This is a genomic window from Bradyrhizobium sp. IC4059 (assembly GCF_020193615.1).
Classification (GTDB): domain Bacteria; phylum Pseudomonadota; class Alphaproteobacteria; order Rhizobiales; family Xanthobacteraceae; genus Bradyrhizobium; species Bradyrhizobium yuanmingense.
On sequence record NZ_JADYVH010000012.1, the window covers coordinates 65,430 to 89,082 of the forward strand.

Consider the following 23,653-nt stretch of genomic DNA (forward strand, 5'->3'; position numbering starts at 1 on the left):
GCTCTCCGCTTATCGAGCGGAGTTGAAACGAACGATCGTTCGTACGGTTGACTAGCGAACGATCGTTCGTTAGTCAAGCATCATGGCTGTCCACACCTCAAGCGCGGCGGACGCGCCCACGACGCGCGAGCGCATCCTCGCCGAAGCGCTCAATTTGTTCGCGCAGAGCGGCTATGGCGGCGCCTCGATGCGCGAGCTCGCGCGCCGCGTTGGCATCCGCGAGAGCAGCCTCTACAATCATTTCCCCGGCAAGGCGGCGATCCTCGAGGCGATCGTCAGCGAGCATGGCCCGGCCAGCTCGGCGAGCCGGCTGGAGGAGCCGCGCTACAAGCAGCTGGCGCGGCAGCCGGCGGAGTTCTGCCGGCAGTTCGCGCTCGACCTCGTCGAGCAATGGTCCGATCCGCGCGAGCACCAGTTCCAGAAGGTCATCACCGCCGAGCGCAACCGCGTGCCAGGCATTCGCGCCAAATTCGCCGATCATTTCTACGCGCGCGAGCAGAGCCTGATGACGGATTATTTCCGCGGCTTCGCGCTCGCCGGCCTGATCTCGACCACTGATCCGCGCGAGACCGCGCGGCTGTTCGCCGCCGGTCTGATCTACATCCGCCTCGAGCATTACGTGATGGGCGCGGTGCCGTCGCCGCGGCCGAAGGTGATCGAGGCGATCGACCGCTATCTCGCCTTCTTCCTGTCGCTGATCGCGGCAGGTCAAGACGCCGACAACAAGAAACGAAAGCCCAAGGGAGAAATGCGTGGCAAGGCTGCCCCTGATTGATCCGGAGACGACGAGCGGCGACATTCGCGCCTCGTTCGACCGCATGCCGGTCAAGCTCAACATCTTCCGCATGATGGCCCATGCCGAGGCCAACATGATTCCGGCGATGCGGCTCGGCAATTCCATCCTGCACAAGCAGAAGCTCAGCGCGGTCAACCGCGAGCTTCTGATCCTCCAGTCCGCCCAGCTCGAAGGCGGCGCCTACGAGTGGCGCCAGCACGTGCCGATCGCGCTCGGCGTCGGCTGCACGCAGGACCAGATCGACGCCGTCGAGCGTAGTGACTACGACGCCGCCGGCCTGAGCGAGGCCGAGCGCGCGCTGCTGAAGTTCGGCCGCGAAGTGGTCGAGAACGTCCGTGTCCCCGAGACCATCTTCGCGGCCGTGCGAAAACATTTCAGCGACCAGGAAATCGTCGAAGCCATCGTCGCGCTCGGCTTTTACATGATGATGGCGCGCCTGACCGAAGCAACGGAAACCGATCTCGATCCCGCCGCTGGCATGAAGGTCTATGACGGCGGCAAGAAGCCAGGCGGCTGAGATGGCGGACACCGAGAGCAAGCCGGAGCGTTACATTCGTCCGCCGAGCGCGGAATCATCCGGAGAAGCGCCGGGCAGGGGGCGCCTCAAAGGGCGCCGCATCCTGATCGTCGGCGGCGGCCAACGCGTGTTCGACGCAGCGAGCGATCCAATCGGCAACGGCCGTGCCATGAGCATCCTGTGCGCCCGCGAGGGCGCCAAGGTCGCGGTCGCCGATCTCAACCGCAGCTCCGCCGAACAGACGGTGAAGCGCATCACGGATGAAGGCGGCGAGGGCTTTGCCATCGCGGCCGACGTCACCTCGGAGGCCGACGTCGTCCGCATGATCGGCGAGGCGCGCCGCGCCATGGGCGGGCTCGACGGCATGGTGCTGAACGTCGGCACATTCGGCAAGGTCGGGCTCGATGCCGTCAGCCCCGAGGAGTGGAACAAGATCTACGACGTCAATGTCCGCGGCCCCATGCTGTGCTGCCGCGCCGGCTTGCCGAAATTCGACGATGGCGGCGCCATCGTCTTCATCTCCTCCATCGCCGCGCTGAAGGCGGGTTCGCAGATGGCGGTGTACGATTCCTCGAAAGCCGCGCTCGGCGGTCTGATGCGCAACATCGCCCATCTCGGAGCCCGCCGCGGCATCCGCGCCAATCTCGTCTATCCCGGACTCGTCGACACCCCCAACGGCCGCGAAGCCGGCGCCGGCCGTCCCTCCCGCGGCAAGAGCCACATCCCGTTCGGCCGCCAGGCGACAGCCTGGGAGATTGCCTATGCCGTGCTGTTCTTCCTCTCGGACGAAAGCGTCTACGTCACCGCACAGACCCTCGCAGTCGATAGCGGCCTGAGCGGAATGTAAGTGCTCTTCTGTAGCCCGGATGGAGCGCAAGCGTAATCCGGGACCGATGCCTCACCGCGCAACCTGCCCCGGATTGCGCTGCGCTCCATCCGGGCTACGGATGCGACAGATCAGATGATCGAGCGAGATGTGCCCCGGCCCGTAAGCCATGAGGGCAAGTGCCATCGCTGCCCAGGTGAGATGGATCGGCCAGCCGTCGGGCACCGTGAGCTCGACGATCACCGTCATCACTAGCAGTCCGAGCGCTGCGAACCGCGTGCCCAGCCCCAGCACCAGCAGGATCGGGAACATGATCTCGCCGGAGCCCGAGAGAAAGGCCATCACCGTCGGGGCCGGAAAGTGATAGGGACCGCCGGGCAGATGCAGCATGAATTCGTCGCTGAACAGCGTTACTGCCGTGTCGTTGAGCCTGAGGAAGCCGTCCCATTTGAGCAGGCCCGAGCGCCAGAACGGCACGGCCAGCGCGAGGCGCAGCACCAGCTGGACCAGCGATGGTATCGCGAGCGCCTGCACCAGATGATTGGCTCTGTCGATGAGTGCTCCGAGCGACGGCAGGCCGCTGGCGGGCGTCATGGGTTGCTCCGTGATCATGATGGGTCTCCGCAACAGAGCGAGGTGAAGGCGCCGGCTTCGATCAGCCCGGCGATGTTCGCGGCAATGTCGAATTCGCTTGCCGCCTCCAGCGCTGCCGCAGCGGCTTCGCCGAGCGGCCGGCCCGACATGAGATGGTGCGCGAAGACCGCACCGCCGGGTGGAAGGCGGCGCACGGCGACGTCGAATTCGCCTCGCGTGATCAGGGCATCTTCCGGCGTCGAGGCATCGATCCGCATGACCGGTGCGTCGTCGCGGTTGGCCGCAAAGATCGTCACGGCGGCATAGTCCGAACGCAGGCATCGCGCGGCCGGGTGCGGAATGAACACCACATCAGCCAGGCGGTCGGGTGTCACCGCCGAGAGCCGGGCCGGCGACAGCGGGACGGCGTCCGCGGCGTGATAGGCATCGAGCCAGGCCCGCTCGAGACGCGCGACGTCGGCGAGCCAGGGCATACCTTGCGCATGCTCGTAGGCTTCGATGAAATCCGGAAAATCGCGGCCGTATTCGAACAGCAGCGGCGATGTCGGCGGATTGCTGCGCACATGGAAGCGCGCCATGGCGCGGAAGAAGTCGGTGCCGGTGATGCGCTGCACCGCCGGATAGATCGCGGCGAGCGCGTCGATCAGGCTGACCGTGACCTTGTTGCGGTAGACGTCATAGCGCCGGCCAGCGGCCTTGCCGTTGGGGCCGGTCACGAGCTCAGGCGTGCTGCGCGCCGGATCCAGCAGCGCCGGCGCGAACGATGCGGCAAAGCACAAACCTGGTTCAGGCGGCATGACGCTCTCCTGCCGGCACGGCGGACTGATGGCGATCGAGGATCGCCTGGGCGGCAGCGGCTTCCGCTTGCAGCACCGGCCAGTCCGGAATCTTGCTGTCCCATTCGATCAGCGTCGGCACCGGCCCGCGGCGGCGGATCACGATCTCGTAGAGTTTCCAGACGGCGTCGGCCACCGGGCCATCGTGGCTGTCGATCAACAGCAGGTCACCTTCGTCGTCGGCCTGCTCGGCATGCCCGGCGAGATGAATTTCCTCGACGCGCGACAGCGGGAAATCAGCGAGGTAGTCGAGCGCAGAATATCCATGGTTGGCCGCGGAGACGAACACGTTGTTGACGTCGAGCAGCAGGCCGCAGCCGGTGCGCTCCGCAATGGCGCGGATGAATTCGGTCTCGTGCATGGAGGATTCGCGGAAGGCGAGATAGGTCGACGGGTTTTCCAACAGCAGCGGTCGCCGGATCGCCTCCTGCACCTGATCGATGTGATCGCAGACGCAAGCGAGCGTCGCCGCGGTATAGGGCAGAGGCAACAGATCGTTGAAGAAGCTGGTCTCGTGCGTCGACCAGGCGAGATGCTCGGAGACCAGCGCCGGCTGATAGCGCGCGACCAGGCCGCGGAAGCGCGCCAGATGCGCCTTGTCGAGCGGCCGGGGTCCGCCGATCGACATGCAGACGCCGTGCAGCGAGAGCGGATGGTCGCGGCGGATCGCCTCAAGCGCGCGATGCGGCGGCCCTCCGGCGCCCATGTAGTTCTCGGCGTGGACCTCGAAGAAGCCGCGCTGATCCTTTGCCTCGAGGATTGCCGGGAGGTGCTCGGGCTTGAAGCTCGTCCCGGCAACGCCGCCGATCGGCGTTGCGAAGCGGAGCGGCAGCGCTGCTGGCGGGGCCGGCTTGATCGTGCTCATCGTGCTGCTCCGTTCGCGCCTGCCGTTGCGCCGTTCAGATCGGCTTCAGCGAACCCTTCTTGCCGCCCGGCACCTCGATGCTGGTGCAAGTGCCGCCCTTGACGAATTTCCAGGCATTACCCTGGTAGTCCACGGTCGAGGTGCCCTGGCAGGTCGTGCCCGGTCCCGCGGCGCAATCGTTCTGGCCCTTCAGTGCGACGCCGAAGCACTTCTCTTTCTTGGCGGCGATTGCGGCATCGGCTTCGGCCTTGCTCAGGGGGGCGGCAGAGGCAAGGGTCGCGAGCGCGGTCGACACCGCACCGGCGAGGACCAGGGAGGTGACGGTATGTTTGGCAGACATCGAGGTTCTCCTGTTCGAGATGGCATCGCCTGGGCCGGGATGCACGCATGGTCTCCTTCGCTCCGCGCGCCGCCCGCGTTACGGCGGGCTGCTCACAAATCCGTGAGACCGGTTGGGATCGGGCGCACGGACGGTGCGCTTGGGTGAGGAGTAGCGGGCAAGTGGGCAGCCAATCCAATGCCTTGGCGCTATCGACACGTTAGAGCGAGAGCATTGGATGCGTCCGATGAAACTTGGCAGAGGTAACGGACGGTAGGGCATCCGCGTAGAGCGATGACAGGAGTCGCGCCCACCCAAAGGCGGATAAAACCATGAACGTCGATCCCGGACGCCAGCTTCGCGCGATCGCTAGGATGACGGTGAGCATCCGCCTTGCTGTCTCCGCGCTGGTCCTCGCCGCGATCCTGCTGACCGCGGCGCTCTCCAGCCTGCTGTGGTGGCGCACCGCGGAGGCGGCCAGCCGGCAGCTCGCCTCGACCATCAACGAGCAGATCGTCGCGGCGGTGCGCAAGGAGGTCTCGGCCATCGTCGACGAGGCGCGCGCCGCGCATACCGCGATCCGCACCCTGTTCCTCCAGAACGTGCTCGACACCCGCGAGGCCGACAAGCGCGAATTCGTCTTCCTCTCGCAATTGCAATCGCAGGCCACGATTTCCTGGGTCGCGTTCGGCTGGCCTGACGGCTCCTTCTTCGCCGCGCACAAGCTCGGCGATCGGCGCCTGGAGATGATGGAGATCTCGCTGACGGATCATCCGGGCGAGCGCCGCGTCGACGAATACGACGTGGTGCCCGGCGACATCGAGTTCGCCAACCGCCGCTTCGAGCCGACCGATTTCCGCGTCGCCGATCAGGCCTGGTTCAAGGCCGGCCTCGGCGCGGAAGACCCGCAATGGTTCAGGGTGATGGACCACGCGACCGGCGAGCGGCCGTCGATCGCCTTCGCCGGCCCGATCGACGTCTACCAGGAGCGCCAAGGCGTGCTTGCCGTCATCATCGAATATACCAGGCTTGCGCGCTTCCTCTCGCAGCTGGAGGTCGGACGCACCGGCACCGCCTTCATCGTCGACGGCAGCGGCGAGCTCGTCGCGGCGCCGGACAAGGACGCCGACGAGCTCCATCCGGCCCGCGGCGACACCGCGCTGCTGCCACTGGCGCGCGCAGCGCTCGGCCAGGCGGGGGAAGCCGGCCGCAAGGAGGCCTGGCGGAGCCGGCTCACCTCGGGCGGCGCGGCCTATGAGGTTGCGCTGACGCCGCTGCCGTTTCCCGGCTGGTCGCTCGCGACCGTGATCCCCGAGGCCGAATTTCTCGGGCCGGTCGAGACGACATTGCACCGCCTGATCCTCGGTCTCGCCGTCGGCGCCGTGCTCGCGGCGCTGGCCTCGGCGATGCTGGCGCGGTCCGTCATCGCCGCGCCGCTGTCGCGCGTCGTCGGCGAACTGCGCCATGTCGAAGCCTTCGCGCTGGAGCAGGTCCGCCGCCATCCGTCGCGGCTGAAGGAGATCGCAAGCCTATCGGGTGCGATCGCGGAGATGGCGGCCGGCCTGTCCGCATTCCGCAAGTTCATCCCGGCCGATCTCGTCCGTGGCCTGCTGCGCCAGGGCGTCGAGGCGAAGCCCGGCGGCAGCGTTCAGGAGCTCAGCGTGATGTTCATCGACATCGCCGGCTTTACCGGACTGTCGGAGCGGCTCGGCGATCGCGTCGTGCCGCTGCTGTCGCGCTATCTCGACCTCACCTCGGAGATCATCGTCGCCAATGGCGGGACCATCGACAAGTTCATCGGCGATGCCGTGATGGCGTTCTGGGGCGCGCCGCAGCCGCAAGGCGATCACGCCGCACGATGCTGCCGCGCCGCGCTCGCCTGCCGCCGGGCGATCGACGAGTCGGGCCTCGTCGACGATCTCGGTCAGCCGCTCCAGATCCGCATCGGCATCAATTCCGGCCGCATGCTGGTCGGCAATATCGGCTCGGAGCTGCGGCTGAACTACACCGTGATCGGCGATGCCGTGAACGTCGCGAGCCGGCTCGAAGGCGCCAACAAATCCTACGGCACGCAGATCCTGATCGGCGCGGCAACCGAACGTCTGGCGCGCGGCGCCGTCGTCACGCGCGAGGTCGACAGCATCGCGGTCTACGGACGCGAGGAGGGACTCTCCGTCCACGAGCTGATCGGGATGGTGAACGAGAATGCGGTCGGCAGCATCGGCTGGATCGCGGATTACGAACGCGGCCTCGCCGCCTATCGCGCCCGCCGCTTTGCCGATGCGCTCGCCGATTTCGAGGCGGTGCTGAAGCGGCGCGGCGACGATCGCCCGGCCGAGCTGATGCGTGACCGCTGCCGTCGGCTCGCTGCAGCTGCGCCCGACGTCAGCTGGCGGCCTGTGGCGGCATTGGCGTCGAAATAGCGACATCATCCGGCTACAAACTCTGGTACATACTCCGACTTTCCCGGACGAGCTCAAGACATGAAGGCAACGCTGCTCAATCCTGAAATCTACACCCGCTCGCCGTGGAAGAACGGCGCCGGCGTCTTCACCGACATCGCGGATGCGCATCGGGCCGATGCGCCGCGGAAGGACTGGGACAGCCTGCTCTGGCGCTTTGCGTCGACGCCGATTCTTGCGTCCGGTCCGTTCTCCCACATGCCCGGCATCGACCGCTTGCAAATGGTCGTCGAGGGCCGCGGGCTGGTGCTGAAGTCGCCGACGCAGGAATTCGACGAACGTGAACCTTTTACGACGGTGCGGTTCACCGGCGAGCTCGAGATCGTGACCGAGCTCGAGGCCGGTCCCGTCGAGGTCGTGAACCTCATGGCGCGGCGCGGCGCGGCCGAGATCGATCTCCTCGCGTTGAAGCAGCCCGGCGACCGGCACCTCGCCGCCGGCACGCATCTGGTCTACGCCCCGCGCGGCGAATGCCGCATCCGCCTCGACAACGAGGAATTTGCGATTCCCCGCACCGGCACGTTGAAGGTCGAGCTGGCCGGGCCGTCGCAGCTTGCGCTCGTCGCGGGTCTGGCGGTGCTGGGGTCGATCCGGCTTCTGGTCTAGAACCTCAGACCGATGCGCACAATCCATGCAACTAGCTAGGTTGACGCCGCCGGGCCGGCGCACGATATCTGCTGGCTAAACCGCAGCTCGAGGGGCAGGATATGAATGCGCCACACACATACGCCCCCACACTGGCCGACGGCGTCATCGACTGGCTGACCAACGGCACGCGCGACGAGCGCTTCATCGACGACATCTTCGCGCTGATGTGCATCCGCCTGCAGCAGGCGGGCATTCCGCTCAAGCGATCGACGCTTCACGTGATGATCCATCATCCGCAATGGCTGGGTGCCCGCATGATGTGGTCCGACGGCAAGCGCGAGGCGGAGATCACGCTGGCCGACTATGACGTTCGCGAGCGGTCCGAATATATCGGCAGCTCCGCCAACGAGATCCATGACGGTGCCGACGAGGTCCGCGAAAAGCTCGAGCAGGATTCCTCGCTCGGTCGCAAGCATGCCCTCTATGACGACATGCGGTCGCTGGGCATGACCGACTATGTGGCCTGGCCGCTGCTGCACACGCTCGGCAAGCGCCACGTCGTGACCTTCGCCACTGATCGTCCCGGCGGTTTCGAGGATGTCCACATCGCCGGCCTGAAGAAGCTGTTGCCGGTGCTGGCGCTGGTCAGCGAGATCCGCATCAAGAATCGCCTGGCGCGCACGCTGCTGGAAACTTATGTCGGCTCCCATGCCGGCGAGCTGATCCTGGCCGGCGCCACCAGGCGCGGCACCGGCACGACGGTGCGCGCCGCGATCATGATCTGCGACCTCAGGGACTTCACCAAGATCTCCGACAACTGGCCGCGCGACGATGTCATCGACCTTCTCAACGACTATTTCGACGCGATGTCGGAGCCGATCGCGCGGCACGGCGGCGAGATCCTGAAGTTCATCGGCGACGGGCTGCTCGCCATCTTCCCGCTGCATCAGCCGAACGCCTGCGCCAATCTTCTGCATGCGGTGGCCGAGGCGAGGGGAGCCATGGCCGCGCTCAACGATCGGAACAGCGCGACCGGCCGCGCGCCGCTGAACTACGGCATCGGCGTCCACGTCGGTGATGTCATGTACGGCAATATCGGATCTGCCCAGCGGCTGGATTTCACGGTGATCGGCCCGGCCGTCAACATGGCCTCCCGCCTTGAGGCGCTGACCAAGACGCTCGGCAGGAATGTGCTGCTGTCACGCGATTTCGCCGAGCTTGTCGAGAAGGAGTTCGCATTGGAGCATGTCGGCCGGCACGAGGTGCGCGGCTTCAACGCCCCGATCGAGCTCTATGCCTATCCGGCTCGTGCTATTTCCGGTTAGTTCCGGGGGCGTTCGGCAGGGCCTGTTGGCCCCCCTGGGTCTGCCTGGCCGGATCGTTGTCGCCCGGCCTCATCGTTGACGACTTCGCCGGTGCATTGGCGCCGCCGTTGTTGGCGTCCGATGACGTATTGAGGCTGGAGGCGCCCGCGCCGGTCGTGCCGCCGGTGCCGGTCGAATTGATGCCGGAGCCCGTCCTCGACGGCCCCGCGCCGCTTTGCGCGAAGGCGGAAGGGGACGAGGCGAGCGCCGCGATGAGCCCTGCTATGACGAGTGCTTTCATGTCCGCTCCTGTGCTCGGCCTGGTGCATGATCCGGACCCGGAGGGCCGCGCAGCGCAAAGTGCGCAGCGGTTTTCCGAAAAGATCATGCTCAAACAATAACCTGGAGCGCGATGACGGTTCATCCTAATCGCATCGCGCTCTAGGCGGCCCCGGCCCGGCATCCGGGGGCGGGCTTGAGCCGGGGCCGCCATTTGCCGGAATGGTGAGACGCCGGCGAAGGGCCAATGCGCAGGAACGCGTGGTCGTTCCAAATTCGATGGCAGGGCCGCTGAACTACGCCGACCAGCGATCCTGCTCTTCCTGGTGGGCCTGCTCGTTCAGCCGGTCGGCGATCTCGTCCGCGATCTGCTCGGTCTCGGCCGAGGCCACCGGCTCGCCCTTGTGTGTCTTCAGCTTGTCCTTGTCGGCTTCGATCGGAAAATCGTCGGGTCTCAGTCCGGTCGTCTTGTTCATGGTGCGCCTCACTGTCTCCAGTTGGGGAAAACACACGTGAAGGGCCGATCGTTGCTACGAAGATGAAGCCGCTGGACGAGGCGGCGTCAGGCGCCGCCGACTGCCCGCGTGATGGTGCCGCTCCCGCCGCAGGTGGCGCAAGGCGCGCCGTCGATGCGTCCCTTGCCGTGACAATCGGGACAGACGTCGTCGCCGGTGCCCTTGGTTCCGGGCGGAGCTTCGTCACCGGGATTGAGCGCTGCTTGCGTGGGAATCTTGGCGTCTTGTGCGTGGGCAGCCTTGGTCTTGGTCATCTGCGCCTCCTCGACAACACCGCAACGCGCCTTGCCGCAGAAAGTGCCAATCGGAGTTCGCAGCGCAGTCAACGGAACCGCGCCGCTGTTCTCGCTACTTCTCGACTGCGCCCGTCCAGTCCTTGAAGCCGCCGACGTTGTAGACGTTCTCGTAACCCATATCCTTCAAGAGCTTGCCGGCCAGCGCCGACCTGCCGCCGGATGCGCAATAGAGGATGACGGTCTTGTCCTTGTCGAACGCCTTGTCGTGATAGGGCGACTCCGGGTCGGCGCGAAACTCCAGCATCCCGCGCGAGACGTTCACGGCGCCGGCGATCTTGCCGCTGGCGGCGACTTCCGGCGCATCGCGAACGTCCACGACCAGCGTGTTGCCCTTGTTGATCATCTCGGCCGCCTGCTCCGAGGTGATCTTCGGGACCGCCGCGTTCGCAGCTTCCAGCATTTGCTTGACACTCGTTGCCATAAATTCTCTCCGGATTTTCTTCTGCCGCCCCATAGGAGGATAGCACATCGATCTGGACATCGCTCCTGGATAAGCTTGTCCCGCCGGAGTCAGAGGCCGGAGGTCCGGTTGCCAAGGCCGGATTGTCCGACTAGCCTTGCCGAAGCTACGCCCAAACGGTCTCTCGCCGCACCTTCATGCCCAAATTTCTCCGCATCGGTGTCCATCAGTCCAACGTCTCCGGATACACCTCGAAGGCGTGGTGCGTCAGACGCGTCGGCGCGGCGGTCTTCCTGAAATGGGGCGCGGTGGAGGTGCAGGGCGCCGGCGCCGGGCGCAAGGTCTACTGGTCGCGGTCGCCGCAGGAGAAGACGATCCGTTGCGGCACCGCGCAGCGCGCGCAGGAGTACACGAAAGCCGCGATCGCGCGGCGCCGCAATCACCGCTATGAGCCGCTGACCGGACCCATCGCGAACCGGCGCCGGTCGGCTGCCCGCGCCGCCGAGCTCAAGCAGGCGCTCGCCACCATCCTCATCGTGGACATCGTCGGCTCCACGGCGAAGGCAGCCAAGCTCGGCGATGCGCGCTGGACCAAGGTGATAGGCCATTATTACGCGGTGGTCCGCAAGGAGCTGAAGACGTGCCGCGGCAAGGAGGTCGTGACCACGGGCGACGGCGTGCTGGCGACCTTCAGGAAACCCGCTGCCGGCATCGCCTGCGCGGCCGCGATTCAGAAAGCCGTGCGCACGCTCGGCCTCGAGATCAGGGTGGGTCTCCACGCGGGCGAATACACCATCAGCGGCGGCGAAATGGTCGGCCTCGCGTTCCACATCTGCACCCGGGTTGCAGCGAAAGCACGCGCGGGCGAGGTGCTGGTTTCGAGCGCGGTAAAGGAACTGATGGCGGCGCAGTCCGCAATCAACCTGAGGGATCATGGCCAGCACCGGCTCAAGGGGGTGCCCGAAAGGTGGCGGCTGTACCGGGTGGAGGGCTGAGGGCATCGCGGCGCAATAAGCCTTGCGAGGCTGCGCCTCAGTCACAGCCCCTGGATTCAAGCTTCCGCCTTCATGTTTGCGAAACGGTCCCGCAAATAGGCGGCGAAGGGACGCCTTCCCTCATCCTGGCTCCAACTGTCGATCGCAAGGCGAAAAGCTCCGATTGAGACCATCGCGACTATGCGGAGTGCCGTTCGCCGCTTGGGCTGCGGCCACATCGTGCAGAGCGCGTCGAAGACCGCCTGTTCCTGTTGGGCGTATTTGGTGGCCTCGCGGGCGCGAAGCGTCTCGTTGGTGCGGATGAACCGGTCGATCTCCATCATTTGTTTCCGGGCCTGGACGTCCTCGTAGGACGCCGTGAGTCTGACCAGTGCATTCTTCACCGCTTCGAGCGGCGGCTGCTTGGTCGATTGCTCCAGAACGGCGCGCCCTATGGCTTCGGCGAGACCGCCCTGCCAGGCCAGGATGATGTCTTCCTTCGACTTGAAATAATAGAAGAAGGTCCGACGCGAAATTCCCGCTGCCTCCGCGATGGCGTCGAGCGTCGTCGCCTCATAGCCGTTCCGAAGGAAGAGCCTCAGACCGGTGTCGGTGATCCGTCGCAACGTTTCGCGGCGCTTTTGCTCCCTCAGTCCCTCGCTTTTCGGTGATGGGTCGTCTCCGTCCTGTTTCGACACACAACGGCCTCATTCAAAATTACACTCAGTGCGATAAAATTCCGCATCAAGTGCGAAATTACTGCATGTGAGGCCGGCCAGCAAGGCTCGGGCCGATTCGAGGCGTCCAAGACCAGCGAACTGGATCAAGATGACTGCAGACAGGGACGGCCCGGCGAACGACCGGGATGCCGATGCTTCGCGTTGCGATTTCCACGATGCCGAGGCCGGCTTGCTGCAAGCGGCGGCCGGGAAGGACCAGCGCACGCGCAGCTCCGGCAACATCGAGCTTCTACGCCGCAATCCTGCCGGTTACGTCGCCTCCAGCCATCGCCAGGGCGCGCCGCACCGGCCTCGCCGTGCAATCAGCAGACCTCGCAGGAGCCTGCAATCCGTCCCCCGGACGATACATGACGCGCGAGCCCGTCATGCCGGCGAGCAGCGCCTCGACGGCGCCGTGCAAGGCTCGCCAAGGGAACGTGACCAGCGTCGATTTGTCGCTCGGACCCTCGCGCGCGCGGTGAAGGCCATACGTTCGCCGTATCTCGGCAATTTCGGCGTTCTCATCCTGCTGTGCGCCATCTCGTTCCATCCCTGCTTCGATCTGGCGAACGTCGTTTCGAACAGCTTCCTCTGTCTCGGTGCGAAGGCGGCGTTCGCCGCGACCCGTCAATCTCGTGGTGGACGACTGGACCCCGACGATCCAGGCCTTTCTGGCCGGCCGCCTTCTGCGCTGGATTGGCCTCAGCCTTCTGCTCGCGCTGCTCCCCGTGCTGACCGTCATCCGCGCCGGGACGCTGGCCAAGCTGCGGGCGCTAGCCGCCCTCTTGCTTGTCCGGCTGCGCGGGATCCTCAGAGCTTCGCTGCGGCCACTGAATCGCGCAGCGCGGGAGGGCCGCGGCGCAGGTGTCGTTCACGAGAAGGTCAACAGGCTCGGGCGGCACAACGCTTGAAAATTACACTAGGTGTAATTTAACTGGCCCGATGTGATGTTGTGCCGTGGGAGATGGCCCGATGCCTGGTTGGAGTGCGAGCGATATTCCGTCCCAGCGGGGGCGTTGCGCCGTTGTCACGGGCACGGGTGGCCTGGGTTACCAAGATGCGCTGGCGTTGGCGCGTGCGGACGGCGAAGTGATCATTGCCGGTCGCAATGCCTCGAAGGGAGCAGACGCCGTCGCGCGGATCCGATCCCGTCAGCCCAACGCGAACGTCCGGTTCGAACGGCTCGACCTTGCGGATATTCATTCGGTGCGGGCCTTCGGCTCCCGTTTGCGTGGCCAACGGGACAGTCTCGACCTGCTCGTCAACAATGCCGCGGTCATGATGCCCCCTGTCCGGCAAGTAACGGCCGACGGGTTCGAAATGCAGTTCGGCACGAACCACCTCGGCCATTTCGCGCTGACGGCCGAGCTTCTGCCGCTGCTGCACAAGGGCGTCGAGCCGCGCGTCGTCACCGTGTCCAGCCTGGCAGCGCGCAGCGGAGCGATCGAGTTCGACAATCTGCAGGCTGAGCGTCGCTACCAGCCGATGCCGATCTACAGCCAGTCCAAGCTTGCGAACCTGATGTTTGCGTTCGAGCTGCAGCGACGCAGCCGGAGGTTCGGCTGGGGCATCACCAGCGTTGCGGCCCATCCCGGCGTATCGCGGACCGACCTCATTCCGAATGGCGCCGGCCGGATGAGCCTTCCCGGCCTGGCGCGGACCGCCCTCTGGTTCCTGTTTCAGCCGGCGGCGCAAGGTGCGCTGCCGACGCTGTTCGCGGCGACGTCGCCGGACATCGTCCCCGGCGGCTATTACGGTCCGGACAAGTTCGGCGAAATCCGCGGTTCGCCGTCCGTGGCCCGCGTGCCGCCGCAGGCCGATGACGATGCGGTGGCGTCTCATCTGTGGGATGTCTCGGCAAGACTGACCGGCGCTCGCTTAGCGACGGAGTCGTCCCGCACCCAGGCGAGGACGGATCTGTGCACTTGAAGCGGCCTCGCGCAGGTCCGCCATTCCGAGGCCCGGCGGCCGCGTGGAAAGACGAAGCAGAGGACTCCAACATGACCCGTCGAAATCTGGTGCTGATCGCTTTGGGAGTTTGCCTGATGAGTGCTCCAGTCCACGCTACGCCGCCGAACAAGGTGCTCGGCACCTGGAGAATGGTCTCCGCTCAGATCGATCCGGAAGGAAAGAACCTGCCGGCCTATGGCGCGCGGCCGAACGGGCTGCTGACCTTCACGCCGGACATGCACTTCATCGAGGTGCTGACCGACTCGGACGTCCCGCGCTTTGCCTCCAGCGTGCGGGGCGAGGGCACGGACGCGGAAAACCGCGCGGCCATGGCCGGCAGCATCGGCTTTTTCGGCACCTACACGGTGGATGAGAACGGCGAGTTCAGCGGCAACAAGGTCGAGGGCTGCACCTTTCCGAACTGGATCGGCAGCGTTCGGACGCGGAAGGAATTGCGTCTGGTGGTCGACGGCGACGTCATGACCGAGAATTTTGAACGACCTGACGGCACGAAGATCCGCATCACGTTCGAGCGGGTCCGCTAGCGCCGTTCACGCCGACGGCGTTACCTTCGGCTCCGGAAAGGGGCAGGGCGATCGCATATGGGAGCGATCTCGCCTGTGGCCATTCTTCGAGACGCCCGCCGTTAGCGGGCGTTGAAGGACGAGGCGCGCGCTCAGCTCGCGCAAAGCACCATATGCAATAGTCCTGGGAGAGGGGCTCGGCCCGACCGTCGCCGCCTTGATGTTGACATTCAGCTTCAACCTGCTGACGAGTCTGGGGCTTGGCGAATCCGCCAAGCTGATGCTGCAGGGTGCGATCATCGGCCTTGCAGCGGCCGCATATTCGGCAAGGCGCCAGTCATGATTGCCTCGATATCGAAACGAGAACGGATGCGGCCGCAGCCGCGATGACAACAGGAGAGATGACATGACCGATGTGATGGCTGGAGCCGAACCATTCTTCATGCAGGGCAAGGGGCCTGCGGTCCTCGTGCTCCACGGCTTCACGGGAACGACGCAAAGCATGCGGTATCTCGGCGAAGAGCTTCACCGGCGCTTCGGCTTCACCGTCAGCGGGCCTCGCCTGCGGGGCCACGGCACCTCACCGGACGACATGGAAACGACCGGCTATCTCGATTGGCTCGCGTCGGCGGAGCAGGCGCTTCACGAGCTGGCTGGCCAGGGCACCAAGGTCTTCGTCACCGGCCTGTCCATGGGAGGCACGCTGACGCTCAACCTAGCCGCACGTTTTCCGAACATCGTCGCAGGCGCCGTGCCGATCAACGGTGCCGCCGGAATCTTCGATGGCGCGATGGCCGAGCTCGTATCGGACGGCGCGGCGCCGAAGCGCGTTCCCGGCATCGGATCGGACATCAAGGCCGCCGGCGTCAAGGAGCTGGCCTATCAGGAGGTGCCAGTCGCTTGCCTCCGGCAGGTCCACGTCCTGATTGCTGCGACCGAAAGCCTGCTGCGCAAGGTCAGCTGTCCCACGCTCGCCATTCATTCCAGAGAGGACCACGTCGTGCCGGCGGCCAATGGCAAGCGAATCGCGCAGGAGGTCAGTTCCAACGACGTGCGCCTGCTTTGGCTCGACAATTCCTATCATGTCGCCACGCTCGATAACGACAAGGATCTGATCGTAGAGCGCTGCGGACGATTCATCTCGGAAATCGCCGGGGCGGCGCCTGGATAGAACAGCGCTTCTGCATACGGCGGTCGTAGAATGATGGGCTTGAGATCCTACGATAGCCGCTTTCGCATCTTCGGGCTGGCTCAGCCTTCGAACCGCCAGTTCGCCGGCACCCAGCGATAGCCGTCGTCCGTCTTCCTGATGTTGCCGATGCCCGGAAACGGGAAATGGAATCCAAGCACCGGGATGCGGTCCGTCGCAGCGCGGTCGAACAAGCGCCTGCGCGACTGCAACGCGGTATCGGGATCGAGATCCGGCCCGGGCCGCCAGGCATTGTCGATGTTGAGTAGGGGGCTATAGGCGGCATCGGACGTGATCAGCAATGCTTGCGCGCCGGAATGCACCAGGATCGCCGACATGCCCGGCGTGTGGCCGCCGGCGGCGATCGTCGTTATGCCCGGCAACAACTCGCTGCCCGGCCGGTACAGCACGGCAGACTTGGCGACGGGCGCCACGCTTCGCTTGATATTGGCGATGAAGGCGCGCCGGAAATCTTCCGGCATGGGCAGCCGCGACAGGTCAGGCTCGTTACGGATGAAGAACGCAAAATCGTCCTCGGGAAGATGGACCGTCGCCTTCGGAAAAGCGCTCGATCCGTCGGCGCGGCTGAGATTGCCGACGTGATCGGGATGGGTATGCGTGATCACGATGGCGTCGATGTGCTCGGGCTCCACGCCGATCGCCGCAAGATTGCGGAATAGATGTCCGCCATCGGGGCCGAGCGTTTGCGCTGCACCTGCCTCGATCAGGATTCTCCTGCCACCGGTTTCCAGCAGAAGCGTGTTCAGGTTGAGCCTGAAGGTGTCGGTCGGCAGGAACGCATCGCTCAGCGTCCTGCCGAGTTCCTCCGCCTGGGCGGTGTGGGCATAGATGCGCGGATTGCCGCTCAGCGTGCCGTCGCTGACGACGGTTGTCTTGATATCGCCGATCCGAAAACTGTAGTGGCCGGAATTGGCCCTGCCAGCAGGCGTTTGCGCGATCGCGGCCGGCATGCCCAGCAGCGGCGTCATCGCTCCGGCCGCGCCGCCTGCGAGCATTATGCGGCGGCTGATGTTCAGATGTGATGGCATACGGCTTCTGCGGCCTATCGCGGTGGGGTCTGTGTACGATGATCTGGCATCATCCACAAATGTCATGATAGAATTTACATTATGCGTTCGATGGATTTGGCGAAAGTCGACCTCAACCTGCTGGTGGTGTTGCATGCGCTGCTCGAGACCGGCAGCGTCACGCGCGCCGCTGAGCGTCTCGGCAGCAGCCAACCCGCGATCAGCCGTGCGCTGGCAAAGCTGCGGCGCCTGTTCGGTGACCGGCTGATGGTGAAGGCGGCAAGCGGCATGACGCCGACGCTGCGCGCCGAGGCGATGCGCGAGCCGCTGGCGACCTTGCTCGGCGGCGTCGAGACATTTCTCCACAAGCCGAAATTCGATCCTTCCGCCACCGACCGCGTCTTTCGCATCGCGACGACCGATTATGGGGCGCTCGCCATCCTGCCCAATGTCGCCGCCCACTTTGCGCGCGAGGCACCCGGGGCGGCGATCGAGGTCGTCAGCTTCTCGCGTGATGTGTTCCGCATGCTCGCTGACGGTCAGGTCGATTTCGTGCTGTATGCCGATAATCCGGTATCCGGCTCGTTTCGGGCGCGCGAGCTGTTCCGCGAAAATTTCGTGACGCTGGTCCGGCAAGGGCATCCTTTGCTCAAGCAGATGCGCGGGGCAAAGGACGTGCTGCCGATCAAGCTGTTCACGGCCTGGCCGCACATCGTGGTCAGCATTTTTGGCGGGCAGGGCGGGCCGATCGATACCGCATTGGCCGAGCGCGGCTACAAGCGGCACGTCGCGCTGCGTGTTCCATATTTCGCAACGGCCGCGGTGATCACGGCTGCGTCGGATTACCTGGTGACCATGCCCTCGCGGGCGGCCCGGCAGCTTGCGCCGCGGCTCGGTCTCGTGATGCTGAAACCGCCGGCGCAGGTGACGCCCTACGGCTATCGCCTGCTCTGGCACGAACGAAGTCACGACGATCCCGGCGCGGTCTGGTTGCGCCGGCTGGTGGTCGATTCTGTCAAGTCGGGCGCCGCCTAAACCAAAACATGGAGCAAGACGCCGCAAAGCGTGCTCGTCATGAATGTTGCTCCCGATGTCGGAACCCGGGCCGGCCGTTCGTCTTGAATCCAAGCCGCCTCGAACCGGAGTTCTGCGTAAATGGCCCCGCGCGCCAATTGGAAAGGCTTCCTGAGACTGTCCCTCGTCACCTGTCCCGTGGCGCTCTATCCCGCTACCTCCGAGAGCGAGAAGATCTCGTTCAACCAGCTCAACCGGCAGACCGGCCACCGCATCAAATACGTGAAGGTGGACGCGGAGACCGGCGACGAGGTGACGAACGAGGACATCGTCAAGGGCTATGAGCTCGAGAAGGGCCAATACATCGAGGTCTCCAAGGAAGAGCTCGAGGAGATCGCGCTGGAGTCCACGCGCACCATCGAGATCGACGAGTTCGTCGACAAATCGGACATCGACGCGCGCTATCTGATCCGCCCCTATTACATCCGGCCCGACGGCAAGGTCGGCCACGACGCCTTCGCGGTGATCCGCGAGACCGTTCGCGAGATGAACAAGGTCGCGATCGGGCGCGTGGTGCTGACCAACCGCGAGCACATCATCGCGCTGGAGCCGATGGACAAGGGCCTCGTCGGCACCCTCTTGCGCTACCCCTACGAGGTGCGCAGCGAGGCCGAATATTTCGACGACATCCAGGACGTGAAGGTCACCAAGGACATGCTCGATCTCGCCCGGCACATCGTCAACCAGAAGGCCGGACGCTTCGCGCCCGAAAAGTTCGAGGACCATTACGAGACCGCGCTGATCGACCTGATCAACGAAAAGCGCGCCGGCAAGGTGATCCGGCCGAAGGAGCGGCCGAAGGGCGAGAACGTCGTCGACCTCATGGAGGCGCTGCGGCGGAGCGTCGGCAAGGAAGTCGGGAAGCAGGCCGCGCCCGCGAAGGCGGACAAGCCGGCGAAGAAGCCGAGGAAGGCGGCGGCCGGCCAGAAGGAGATGCTGATGCCGATCGCCGGCAAGAAGGCGGCCGCCAGGGAGACGTCCGCGAAAAAGCCGGCCGCAGGGGCGCGGCGGAAATCGGCATGAAGCATCCCGTGACGCCGGACTTAAATCGAAAACACGCCCTATGCCGCTTGGTACGCGAAGGTCCTAGTCGCAGGCCTCAAAGGCCCTCGTCAGGGCACTCCGGACATGTATCGCCGATCGAATCGAGGACATCGTTGATCTCCGCGACGGCCTGATCGGCAGAGACGCCGTCCGGCGGATCCTGGCGCGCAAGCGCGACCGCGAGATGGCGCGCGTGCGGGTCGGCGCGATCCCTGGCCCAGCCGTGCTCCTCGCATTCGCAGATCGCGCCGGCCTCGTGCAGCACGTGGGTGGCCCATCCCCGTAAGGTCCGGATCGCCGGCCGTCTTTCCCTGGTCATCAGCATGCGAGATTGCTCCTGCGGGACGAATCCGTGCCGCCGCCAGATCGTTCCGGGCTGTTAACACGGGTCAGAGATTCCCAAACGGCAGGGCTGGGCTTGTCCACGTGTTCCGGATGAAGGGGAGCGCGCGTTGTGACGCAGCGTCTGTATGCGTTGCAAGCACCCAGCAGAGCCAGGCAGGTTTCCTCCTGAGGAACCCTGGTGCTGAGAGGCGGCTTATGTCGTCATCGGTTTCGGAGGAAAAGCCATGGTCATTGATGCGTTCGCTGGCACCACGCCGGTGTTTCTCCCTGAGCAGTTCTTCGTTGGTCGCTTGGAAGGATGGGCGGTGGTCGAGAGTCTCGTCGGCGGGCTGTTGAAGCGGGCGACGATCACGGCGCATGGCGAATTGGACGCGGACACCGACACTGTCGTTCTGACTGAAACCTACATCTTTGATGACGGCCATAGCGACACGTTGCGCTGGACGATCCACAAGCTGAGCGAAGGTCAATACATCGGCCACGAAAATCGACTGGAGGGTGAAGCCACGGGCGAGCAGGCCGGTTGTGCATTCCATTGGAAGTACACGCGCGACACGCCCCAAGGCGATGGAAAGTCGTTCAAGCTGAACTTCGACGATTGGTTCTATGCGATCGATGACCGCGCCTGCATCGTGCGCGGATCCGCCGGGCGCGCGGGCATTCCGTTCGCGACGGCGCATGTGACGTATCGGAAGCTTTAGGTTCGCCCGACGCGGGCTGCAGCCCCGCTCTCCGGTGCGCACTTCTTTCTCGAACTTAACATTTTTGAATCGCGAAGGCACCGAAGCAAAGTACGGTGGGCGTTTTCGCGGGAGTGAATCTTCTGGCGCTGATTGAGCCAGAGCGGGGGCCGGGGCGTGAATTTCCAGGTTACGGTCTTGAAGATCCTGGTGAGCTATCCGGATGGCTTTGCCGTCATGGAAGACCTCAAGCGCGACATGGCGATCCTGGCGACCAGCGGCCGCGATTGGGCCGACCGGACGAGGCGTCTTGCCAGCCGGGTGCCGGACCTCGACATCTTTTCACAGGGGCTGGTCGAGCGCATCAGCGGTGGCTGGAGACTGACGTCGAAGGGGCGAGACATCTTGGCGTTCATGGAAGCCCGCCCGGCACCAAGCGAGCCCAGCCTGGCATCCGTGGTCAATGAGACGTCCGAGCCGGTATTGGAGATTGCGCCGCTTCCCCCGCTGCCGCAGCCAGCCGACCGGGCCAAGCGGAGGCGCGAGCGCCGAGAGCGCCGCCGCGAAGCCCGCGAACGGGCGCGGGCGAACGCCTCCTGAACCGGGATTGAGGTCGGCAACGAACTAGCGGTCCATCGCCGCGCTCGAAGGGGCGCCAAGTCGGCGGCGACGCGGCGGCGACGGGGTGCTAACCACCCCATCTCTCGTAAGGATTATGACCTGGCTCTGGTTGATCATCATAGTGCGGGGCCGGTTGACGGCGGTCCGGCCGTGCCGGTGAATAAGCCCAGGCCGCAGTACTCCCAGTCGTCAGAACACGAGGATGCGCTTTTGCATGATGCCGATGGACCTGGCTTGCCACCGCGGCGCTGACGGGGGCCCACAGGATAATCAAAAGGCTCAAAACGAGACCCGATCGCATGGGAGTTTCTCCGATAGACCTACGATGATGAGTTAGATGAGCCTCGGTCCACGCCCTCGCAATCGGTGACGCCTGCAAGACTGGTAACGTCCTCGGCATCACGCGCGGGTTGGCGGTCGAATTCGTGCGAATCTGTAAACCCCGCACTCGGCTTCATGCTGGCAGTTGCGTCACGGTTTGGAGTCTTTCGTCGCCGGGGTGCGTCACGCGATGATGAGCACACCGATTTGCCATTCGCGCAGGCGTGATTGTTCACCCACGTGTTTTTCCCGAGCGCATACCCACCTAATGCTCAACCAAGAAATTCAAAGGAAGCGCATTTCAACAGAGCAGCCGGTTCGAGTCAGCGCGAATGCTCCGCACGAAAACAACAGCCGTTCGGAGCACGACCATGACTGGATTCAGGACCTTTGTTATTGCAGCGATGATGTCGATTGGCGCGATAAGCTCTGCAAGCGCCCAGTGCCCGTTGTGGGCGATTCAAGATCCAAATTCGTTTCAGGCGCAATATCCCGATCGGGATGTGTTGAACGACTGCGAATTGACGCCAGCAGGCAGAATGGGCCTGGAACGCCCTGGCGGCGCGGCTCCCTTGTTTAGGCCCAACAGGGCCTACCAGACAATGCCTGGCGTTGCCCAGCACCACGGCTTTCACCACCCATCGCGGTGAGTATCTGAAAATGGATCCGGATGGTCGGATTCCGGCGGAGAAACCGTAGCGCGCCAAGTCGAATGATCAGAAATCAATCCGCGCACCTTCGGTACGCGACCGTTTTCAGCGATTCCTGAGTGCTGTCGGGACCAATCAAATGCGAGTCGATTCATTGGTTTCGCGTCCGTCGCCAAAAGATCGCGAGTCGTTTTAGGTCAATTCCAAAGATCTGCTAGTCGAATGGGTGATGACGCTAGATCTTGGGTTGGATGCCGCGATTTGTTGTCCAGATGTCGTGGTCTTGTGGAGCTGGGTGCTGCGAGCGCGGCCCGCAATGAACAACCTGCTCGAGGAAAACCGTCGGGGCCAATTTAGTACAAGTCGTCTGAAGCGGTGGAACGCTATCGAGAGACCGATGTGCGATCGTCGAGCGCCGCGCCGGTCGAGGCTTTATAGTCGGGACGGGCCCAGGGGAGCGCAACAGCCTCCTCGATCGCGAGAGTTGAGCGGGGCTCCGCCTTAGCTATTCTGCGGTCGCGCAGACCGCATCGCAGCGATTAGGCCGCCTTGCAGAAGCGCACGGAAGCACAGCGCGGGCAGCGCACCTCGGAAGAAGGAGGCGATGCTCACGAGCTTACCGCAGGGCGTGCCTGACGTGGCCACGCGCATAGAACGACGCACTTCATCGACTCTATCCTCGACGCGAACGGCAATGCGCCCCCGCTGCTCCAGACCAATGGTTGCAGAGTGCGGCGGTTAGCTGCAGCTCAGCGGTAACGGCAGGTCGGGATGCAACTCGTACCAGTCGTAGCAATCTGGATAGGCGCCGTAGAATCCATAGCCGCCTCGGCGGAAGTGGTGAAACGCGTGCTGGCGCAGGCCTACGTCATGACCACCGAAGCCAAGGTGCTCGCCGCCGAACCGGGCGCCGCCGGCAAAATCTCCCTCATGGCCCATGCCGCCGAAATGCGCGCCGCCGCCGAAGGCCGCATGTCCACCGCCGAAGCCTGCATGTCCGCCGCCAAAGCCGCCACCGCCAAAACCACCGCCGTGGCCACCGCCACCACCGCCGCCATGGGCATTGGCCGCGCCAACGGCGAGCGTCGAGGCGAGTGCTGCTGTCGCCAGAATCATGATTGCACGTTTCATGGATGACTCCTCTTGTTGCGCTGTCCGGCCATGTTCCGCGCGAGGTTGCCGATGGCCGGGTCAGTGATGAGGGAGAGGTAGGTCCGGTACGAGGCGATCCAACTGAATTCGATGTCAGAATATCAGGCAAGCCGCTCGCGAAGAGCGTCTCGCGGATCGGCGCGACGCACGCGTAGGAGCGGGCCGACCAGCGCAGTCCGCTCCTCGTTATTGCAAAACGCGGCGAAGCTATAGGGCAGGCCGCGTCACCCAATCAGTACTAGCTGCCTGTGCCCGGCTCGCACGGTACGTTGTTGCCGGTCCACGGCGCGGTTGCAAAGGCGCCGACGCGCGGCGCCGGAACGCAGGCGCGCTCGCCCGGATAATGGAACGGCGTGGTCGCCGCGACTGTATCGGCGGCCACGTCGGGCTGCTGCGCGGCGCGCTGGTGCTCGCGCGCCATGACTGGGCCACCCAGCATTGCGGCCGCGATCAATCCTATCGACAATAGTTTGGACGTGGTCATTCGCTCTCTCCTCTGACGACATCAGGCCGATCAAGCCGGCTCAGCGACGATGTGTGAACGATCGGCCACGTTTCCAACGCACGTTTTGCTCACTGCATTTCAACCGCCCGAGAGCCGCTGCGGTGTCGCAACCACGATCGTGCGAATGCATAACATCCGTGGTCCCTGAGACGACGGCACGTGCGTTGACGGCATATGTTCGATCCAGTCGGTTGGCAGCGGAGCGCGGAAGATGATCATTGCATTTGTAACACGCGTGGTGCGGGTCCTCGTGCCGTTGGCGGCACGCACAGCCGACAAC

The 23,653-nt window shown here is 64.7% G+C and carries 29 protein-coding genes; 17 read left to right on the top strand and 12 right to left on the bottom strand.

Going from position 1 to position 23,653, the window contains the following annotated elements:
- Positions 1 to 82: 82 nt before the first annotated feature.
- From I6F12_RS30165 to I6F12_RS30175, 3 genes are read left to right on the top strand one after another with little or no spacing between them, the layout of a single operon-like run.
- Positions 83 to 775, top strand: a complete 693-nt coding sequence (locus I6F12_RS30165) for a TetR/AcrR family transcriptional regulator (protein ID WP_225114021.1) — start codon at positions 83 to 85, stop codon at positions 773 to 775.
- A complete protein-coding gene (locus I6F12_RS30170; RefSeq protein ID WP_036011690.1) occupies positions 753 to 1,313 on the top strand; it encodes a carboxymuconolactone decarboxylase family protein in 561 nt (186 codons plus the stop codon). The genes I6F12_RS30165 and I6F12_RS30170 overlap by 23 nt, the downstream gene beginning before the upstream one ends.
- A gap of 1 nt (position 1,314) precedes the next feature.
- Positions 1,315 to 2,160, top strand: coding sequence for an SDR family oxidoreductase (locus I6F12_RS30175; protein WP_225157878.1), 846 nt, complete (start codon positions 1,315 to 1,317; stop codon positions 2,158 to 2,160).
- A gap of 51 nt (positions 2,161 to 2,211) precedes the next feature.
- Here the strand turns inward: I6F12_RS30175 and I6F12_RS30180 are convergent, their stop codons facing one another.
- From I6F12_RS30180 to I6F12_RS30195, 4 genes are read right to left on the bottom strand one after another with little or no spacing between them, the layout of a single operon-like run.
- A complete protein-coding gene (locus I6F12_RS30180; RefSeq protein WP_225151627.1) occupies positions 2,212 to 2,751 on the bottom strand; it encodes a DoxX family protein in 540 nt (179 codons plus the stop codon).
- Positions 2,748 to 3,530, bottom strand: coding sequence for a DNA-binding domain-containing protein (locus I6F12_RS30185; protein ID WP_225157879.1), 783 nt, complete (start codon positions 3,528 to 3,530; stop codon positions 2,748 to 2,750). Before I6F12_RS30185 ends, I6F12_RS30180 begins: the two co-directional genes overlap by 4 nt.
- Positions 3,520 to 4,434, bottom strand: a complete 915-nt coding sequence (locus I6F12_RS30190; RefSeq protein WP_225157880.1) for a DUF692 domain-containing protein — start codon at positions 4,432 to 4,434, stop codon at positions 3,520 to 3,522. The genes I6F12_RS30185 and I6F12_RS30190 overlap by 11 nt, the downstream gene beginning before the upstream one ends.
- A gap of 34 nt (positions 4,435 to 4,468) precedes the next feature.
- Positions 4,469 to 4,774 (bottom strand): DUF2282 domain-containing protein, encoded by a 306-nt coding sequence (locus I6F12_RS30195; protein ID WP_225157881.1) that lies wholly within the window; start codon positions 4,772 to 4,774, stop codon positions 4,469 to 4,471.
- A gap of 311 nt (positions 4,775 to 5,085) precedes the next feature.
- On the opposite strand from I6F12_RS30195, the gene I6F12_RS30200 reads away from it, so the two are divergent.
- The 4 genes from I6F12_RS30200 (at position 5,086) to I6F12_RS30215 (ending at position 9,508) form a co-directional block, all read left to right on the top strand.
- Positions 5,086 to 7,176 (top strand): adenylate/guanylate cyclase domain-containing protein, encoded by a 2,091-nt coding sequence (locus I6F12_RS30200; RefSeq protein WP_225157882.1) that lies wholly within the window; start codon positions 5,086 to 5,088, stop codon positions 7,174 to 7,176.
- A 60-nt stretch (positions 7,177 to 7,236) separates the two neighbouring features.
- A complete protein-coding gene (locus I6F12_RS30205; RefSeq protein WP_036026727.1) occupies positions 7,237 to 7,821 on the top strand; it encodes a HutD family protein in 585 nt (194 codons plus the stop codon).
- A 101-nt stretch (positions 7,822 to 7,922) separates the two neighbouring features.
- Positions 7,923 to 9,128, top strand: a complete 1,206-nt coding sequence (locus tag I6F12_RS30210) for an adenylate/guanylate cyclase domain-containing protein (protein ID WP_036011675.1) — start codon at positions 7,923 to 7,925, stop codon at positions 9,126 to 9,128.
- A gap of 56 nt (positions 9,129 to 9,184) precedes the next feature.
- Positions 9,185 to 9,508, top strand: a complete 324-nt coding sequence (locus I6F12_RS30215; protein ID WP_158284442.1) for a hypothetical protein — start codon at positions 9,185 to 9,187, stop codon at positions 9,506 to 9,508.
- A 174-nt stretch (positions 9,509 to 9,682) separates the two neighbouring features.
- On the opposite strand, the gene I6F12_RS30220 is transcribed toward I6F12_RS30215, so the two are convergent.
- From I6F12_RS30220 to I6F12_RS30230, 3 genes are all read right to left on the bottom strand, one after another.
- Positions 9,683 to 9,862: a hypothetical protein gene (locus I6F12_RS30220; protein WP_225157883.1), complete on the bottom strand. Its 180-nt coding sequence runs from the start codon at positions 9,860 to 9,862 to the stop codon at positions 9,683 to 9,685.
- Between the two features lie 86 nt (positions 9,863 to 9,948).
- Positions 9,949 to 10,155, bottom strand: a complete 207-nt coding sequence (locus tag I6F12_RS30225) for a hypothetical protein (RefSeq protein WP_050991724.1) — start codon at positions 10,153 to 10,155, stop codon at positions 9,949 to 9,951.
- A 94-nt stretch (positions 10,156 to 10,249) separates the two neighbouring features.
- Complete coding sequence (locus I6F12_RS30230; protein ID WP_109145166.1) at positions 10,250 to 10,618, bottom strand: rhodanese-like domain-containing protein; 369 nt, start codon at positions 10,616 to 10,618, stop codon at positions 10,250 to 10,252.
- A gap of 176 nt (positions 10,619 to 10,794) precedes the next feature.
- Between I6F12_RS30230 and I6F12_RS30235 the strand changes: the two genes are divergently transcribed.
- Positions 10,795 to 11,592, top strand: a complete 798-nt coding sequence (locus I6F12_RS30235) for an adenylate/guanylate cyclase domain-containing protein (RefSeq protein WP_225157884.1) — start codon at positions 10,795 to 10,797, stop codon at positions 11,590 to 11,592.
- A 56-nt stretch (positions 11,593 to 11,648) separates the two neighbouring features.
- Here the strand turns inward: I6F12_RS30235 and I6F12_RS30240 are convergent, their stop codons facing one another.
- Complete coding sequence (locus I6F12_RS30240) at positions 11,649 to 12,197, bottom strand: TetR/AcrR family transcriptional regulator (protein ID WP_225114033.1); 549 nt, start codon at positions 12,195 to 12,197, stop codon at positions 11,649 to 11,651.
- Positions 12,198 to 12,928: 731 nt separating this feature from the next.
- On the opposite strand from I6F12_RS30240, the gene I6F12_RS30245 reads away from it, so the two are divergent.
- The 5 genes from I6F12_RS30245 (at position 12,929) to I6F12_RS30260 (ending at position 15,935) form a co-directional block, all read left to right on the top strand.
- Complete coding sequence (locus tag I6F12_RS30245) at positions 12,929 to 13,201, top strand: hypothetical protein (RefSeq protein ID WP_225157885.1); 273 nt, start codon at positions 12,929 to 12,931, stop codon at positions 13,199 to 13,201.
- A 61-nt stretch (positions 13,202 to 13,262) separates the two neighbouring features.
- Positions 13,263 to 14,219 carry an oxidoreductase gene (locus tag I6F12_RS30250; RefSeq protein ID WP_036011654.1) on the top strand — a complete coding sequence of 319 codons (957 nt, stop codon included), beginning with the start codon at positions 13,263 to 13,265 and terminating at the stop codon, positions 14,217 to 14,219.
- A 116-nt stretch (positions 14,220 to 14,335) separates the two neighbouring features.
- Positions 14,336 to 14,785: a lipocalin-like domain-containing protein gene (locus I6F12_RS30255; protein ID WP_225114035.1), complete on the top strand. Its 450-nt coding sequence runs from the start codon at positions 14,336 to 14,338 to the stop codon at positions 14,783 to 14,785.
- 199 nt (positions 14,786 to 14,984) lie between these two features.
- Positions 14,985 to 15,107, top strand: coding sequence for a hypothetical protein (locus I6F12_RS37385; RefSeq protein ID WP_260345905.1), 123 nt, complete (start codon positions 14,985 to 14,987; stop codon positions 15,105 to 15,107).
- A 63-nt stretch (positions 15,108 to 15,170) separates the two neighbouring features.
- Complete coding sequence (locus I6F12_RS30260) at positions 15,171 to 15,935, top strand: alpha/beta fold hydrolase (RefSeq protein WP_036026712.1); 765 nt, start codon at positions 15,171 to 15,173, stop codon at positions 15,933 to 15,935.
- 80 nt (positions 15,936 to 16,015) lie between these two features.
- On the opposite strand, the gene I6F12_RS30265 is transcribed toward I6F12_RS30260, so the two are convergent.
- Positions 16,016 to 16,942, bottom strand: a complete 927-nt coding sequence (locus I6F12_RS30265) for an MBL fold metallo-hydrolase (protein WP_225128801.1) — start codon at positions 16,940 to 16,942, stop codon at positions 16,016 to 16,018.
- A gap of 141 nt (positions 16,943 to 17,083) precedes the next feature.
- Here I6F12_RS30265 and I6F12_RS30270 point away from each other — a divergent pair, with 141 nt between their 5' ends.
- Entirely contained in the window at positions 17,084 to 18,016 is a 933-nt protein-coding gene (locus I6F12_RS30270) for a LysR family transcriptional regulator (protein WP_225140426.1), read from the top strand.
- 120 nt (positions 18,017 to 18,136) lie between these two features.
- Positions 18,137 to 19,078, top strand: a complete 942-nt coding sequence (locus I6F12_RS30275) for a Ku protein (protein WP_036026710.1) — start codon at positions 18,137 to 18,139, stop codon at positions 19,076 to 19,078.
- A 76-nt stretch (positions 19,079 to 19,154) separates the two neighbouring features.
- Here I6F12_RS30275 and I6F12_RS30280 read toward each other — a convergent pair whose 3' ends face one another.
- Complete coding sequence (locus I6F12_RS30280; protein WP_225157886.1) at positions 19,155 to 19,424, bottom strand: hypothetical protein; 270 nt, start codon at positions 19,422 to 19,424, stop codon at positions 19,155 to 19,157.
- 244 nt (positions 19,425 to 19,668) lie between these two features.
- Between I6F12_RS30280 and I6F12_RS30285 the strand changes: the two genes are divergently transcribed.
- Positions 19,669 to 20,145: a DUF3833 family protein gene (locus I6F12_RS30285; protein ID WP_225157887.1), complete on the top strand. Its 477-nt coding sequence runs from the start codon at positions 19,669 to 19,671 to the stop codon at positions 20,143 to 20,145.
- 156 nt (positions 20,146 to 20,301) lie between these two features.
- Positions 20,302 to 20,724, top strand: coding sequence for a hypothetical protein (locus I6F12_RS30290; RefSeq protein ID WP_225157888.1), 423 nt, complete (start codon positions 20,302 to 20,304; stop codon positions 20,722 to 20,724).
- Positions 20,725 to 22,454: 1,730 nt separating this feature from the next.
- Here I6F12_RS30290 and I6F12_RS30295 read toward each other — a convergent pair.
- Together I6F12_RS30295 and I6F12_RS30300 are read right to left on the bottom strand one after the other, a co-directional pair.
- On the bottom strand, positions 22,455 to 22,847 hold the full coding sequence (locus I6F12_RS30295) for a hypothetical protein (RefSeq protein ID WP_036026706.1): 393 nt from the start codon (positions 22,845 to 22,847) through the stop codon (positions 22,455 to 22,457).
- Between the two features lie 259 nt (positions 22,848 to 23,106).
- Positions 23,107 to 23,352, bottom strand: coding sequence for a hypothetical protein (locus tag I6F12_RS30300; protein ID WP_109145157.1), 246 nt, complete (start codon positions 23,350 to 23,352; stop codon positions 23,107 to 23,109).
- Positions 23,353 to 23,653 lie beyond the last annotated feature (301 nt).

Coding starts and splice junctions, on each gene's coding strand:
- I6F12_RS30165 (WP_225114021.1), top strand. CDS start 83: ATGGCTGTCCACACCTCAAGCGCGGCGGACGCGCCCACGACGCGCGAG.
- I6F12_RS30175 (WP_225157878.1), top strand. CDS start 1,315: ATGGCGGACACCGAGAGCAAGCCGGAGCGTTACATTCGTCCGCCGAGC.
- I6F12_RS30180 (WP_225151627.1), bottom strand. CDS start 2,751: ATGATCACGGAGCAACCCATGACGCCCGCCAGCGGCCTGCCGTCGCTC.
- I6F12_RS30185 (WP_225157879.1), bottom strand. CDS start 3,530: ATGCCGCCTGAACCAGGTTTGTGCTTTGCCGCATCGTTCGCGCCGGCG.
- I6F12_RS30190 (WP_225157880.1), bottom strand. CDS start 4,434: ATGAGCACGATCAAGCCGGCCCCGCCAGCAGCGCTGCCGCTCCGCTTC.
- I6F12_RS30195 (WP_225157881.1), bottom strand. CDS start 4,774: ATGTCTGCCAAACATACCGTCACCTCCCTGGTCCTCGCCGGTGCGGTG.
- I6F12_RS30200 (WP_225157882.1), top strand. CDS start 5,086: ATGAACGTCGATCCCGGACGCCAGCTTCGCGCGATCGCTAGGATGACG.
- I6F12_RS30205 (WP_036026727.1), top strand. CDS start 7,237: ATGAAGGCAACGCTGCTCAATCCTGAAATCTACACCCGCTCGCCGTGG.
- I6F12_RS30210 (WP_036011675.1), top strand. CDS start 7,923: ATGAATGCGCCACACACATACGCCCCCACACTGGCCGACGGCGTCATC.
- I6F12_RS30220 (WP_225157883.1), bottom strand. CDS start 9,862: ATGAACAAGACGACCGGACTGAGACCCGACGATTTTCCGATCGAAGCC.
- I6F12_RS30225 (WP_050991724.1), bottom strand. CDS start 10,155: ATGACCAAGACCAAGGCTGCCCACGCACAAGACGCCAAGATTCCCACG.
- I6F12_RS30230 (WP_109145166.1), bottom strand. CDS start 10,618: ATGGCAACGAGTGTCAAGCAAATGCTGGAAGCTGCGAACGCGGCGGTC.
- I6F12_RS30235 (WP_225157884.1), top strand. CDS start 10,795: ATGCCCAAATTTCTCCGCATCGGTGTCCATCAGTCCAACGTCTCCGGA.
- I6F12_RS30250 (WP_036011654.1), top strand. CDS start 13,263: ATGCCTGGTTGGAGTGCGAGCGATATTCCGTCCCAGCGGGGGCGTTGC.
- I6F12_RS30255 (WP_225114035.1), top strand. CDS start 14,336: ATGAGTGCTCCAGTCCACGCTACGCCGCCGAACAAGGTGCTCGGCACC.
- I6F12_RS37385 (WP_260345905.1), top strand. CDS start 14,985: ATGTTGACATTCAGCTTCAACCTGCTGACGAGTCTGGGGCTTGGCGAA.
- I6F12_RS30260 (WP_036026712.1), top strand. CDS start 15,171: ATGACCGATGTGATGGCTGGAGCCGAACCATTCTTCATGCAGGGCAAG.
- I6F12_RS30265 (WP_225128801.1), bottom strand. CDS start 16,942: ATGACGCCGCTGCTGGGCATGCCGGCCGCGATCGCGCAAACGCCTGCT.
- I6F12_RS30270 (WP_225140426.1), top strand. CDS start 17,084: ATGCGTTCGATGGATTTGGCGAAAGTCGACCTCAACCTGCTGGTGGTG.
- I6F12_RS30275 (WP_036026710.1), top strand. CDS start 18,137: ATGGCCCCGCGCGCCAATTGGAAAGGCTTCCTGAGACTGTCCCTCGTC.
- I6F12_RS30280 (WP_225157886.1), bottom strand. CDS start 19,424: ATGCTGATGACCAGGGAAAGACGGCCGGCGATCCGGACCTTACGGGGA.
- I6F12_RS30285 (WP_225157887.1), top strand. CDS start 19,669: ATGGTCATTGATGCGTTCGCTGGCACCACGCCGGTGTTTCTCCCTGAG.
- I6F12_RS30295 (WP_036026706.1), bottom strand. CDS start 22,847: ATGAAACGTGCAATCATGATTCTGGCGACAGCAGCACTCGCCTCGACG.
- I6F12_RS30300 (WP_109145157.1), bottom strand. CDS start 23,352: ATGACCACGTCCAAACTATTGTCGATAGGATTGATCGCGGCCGCAATG.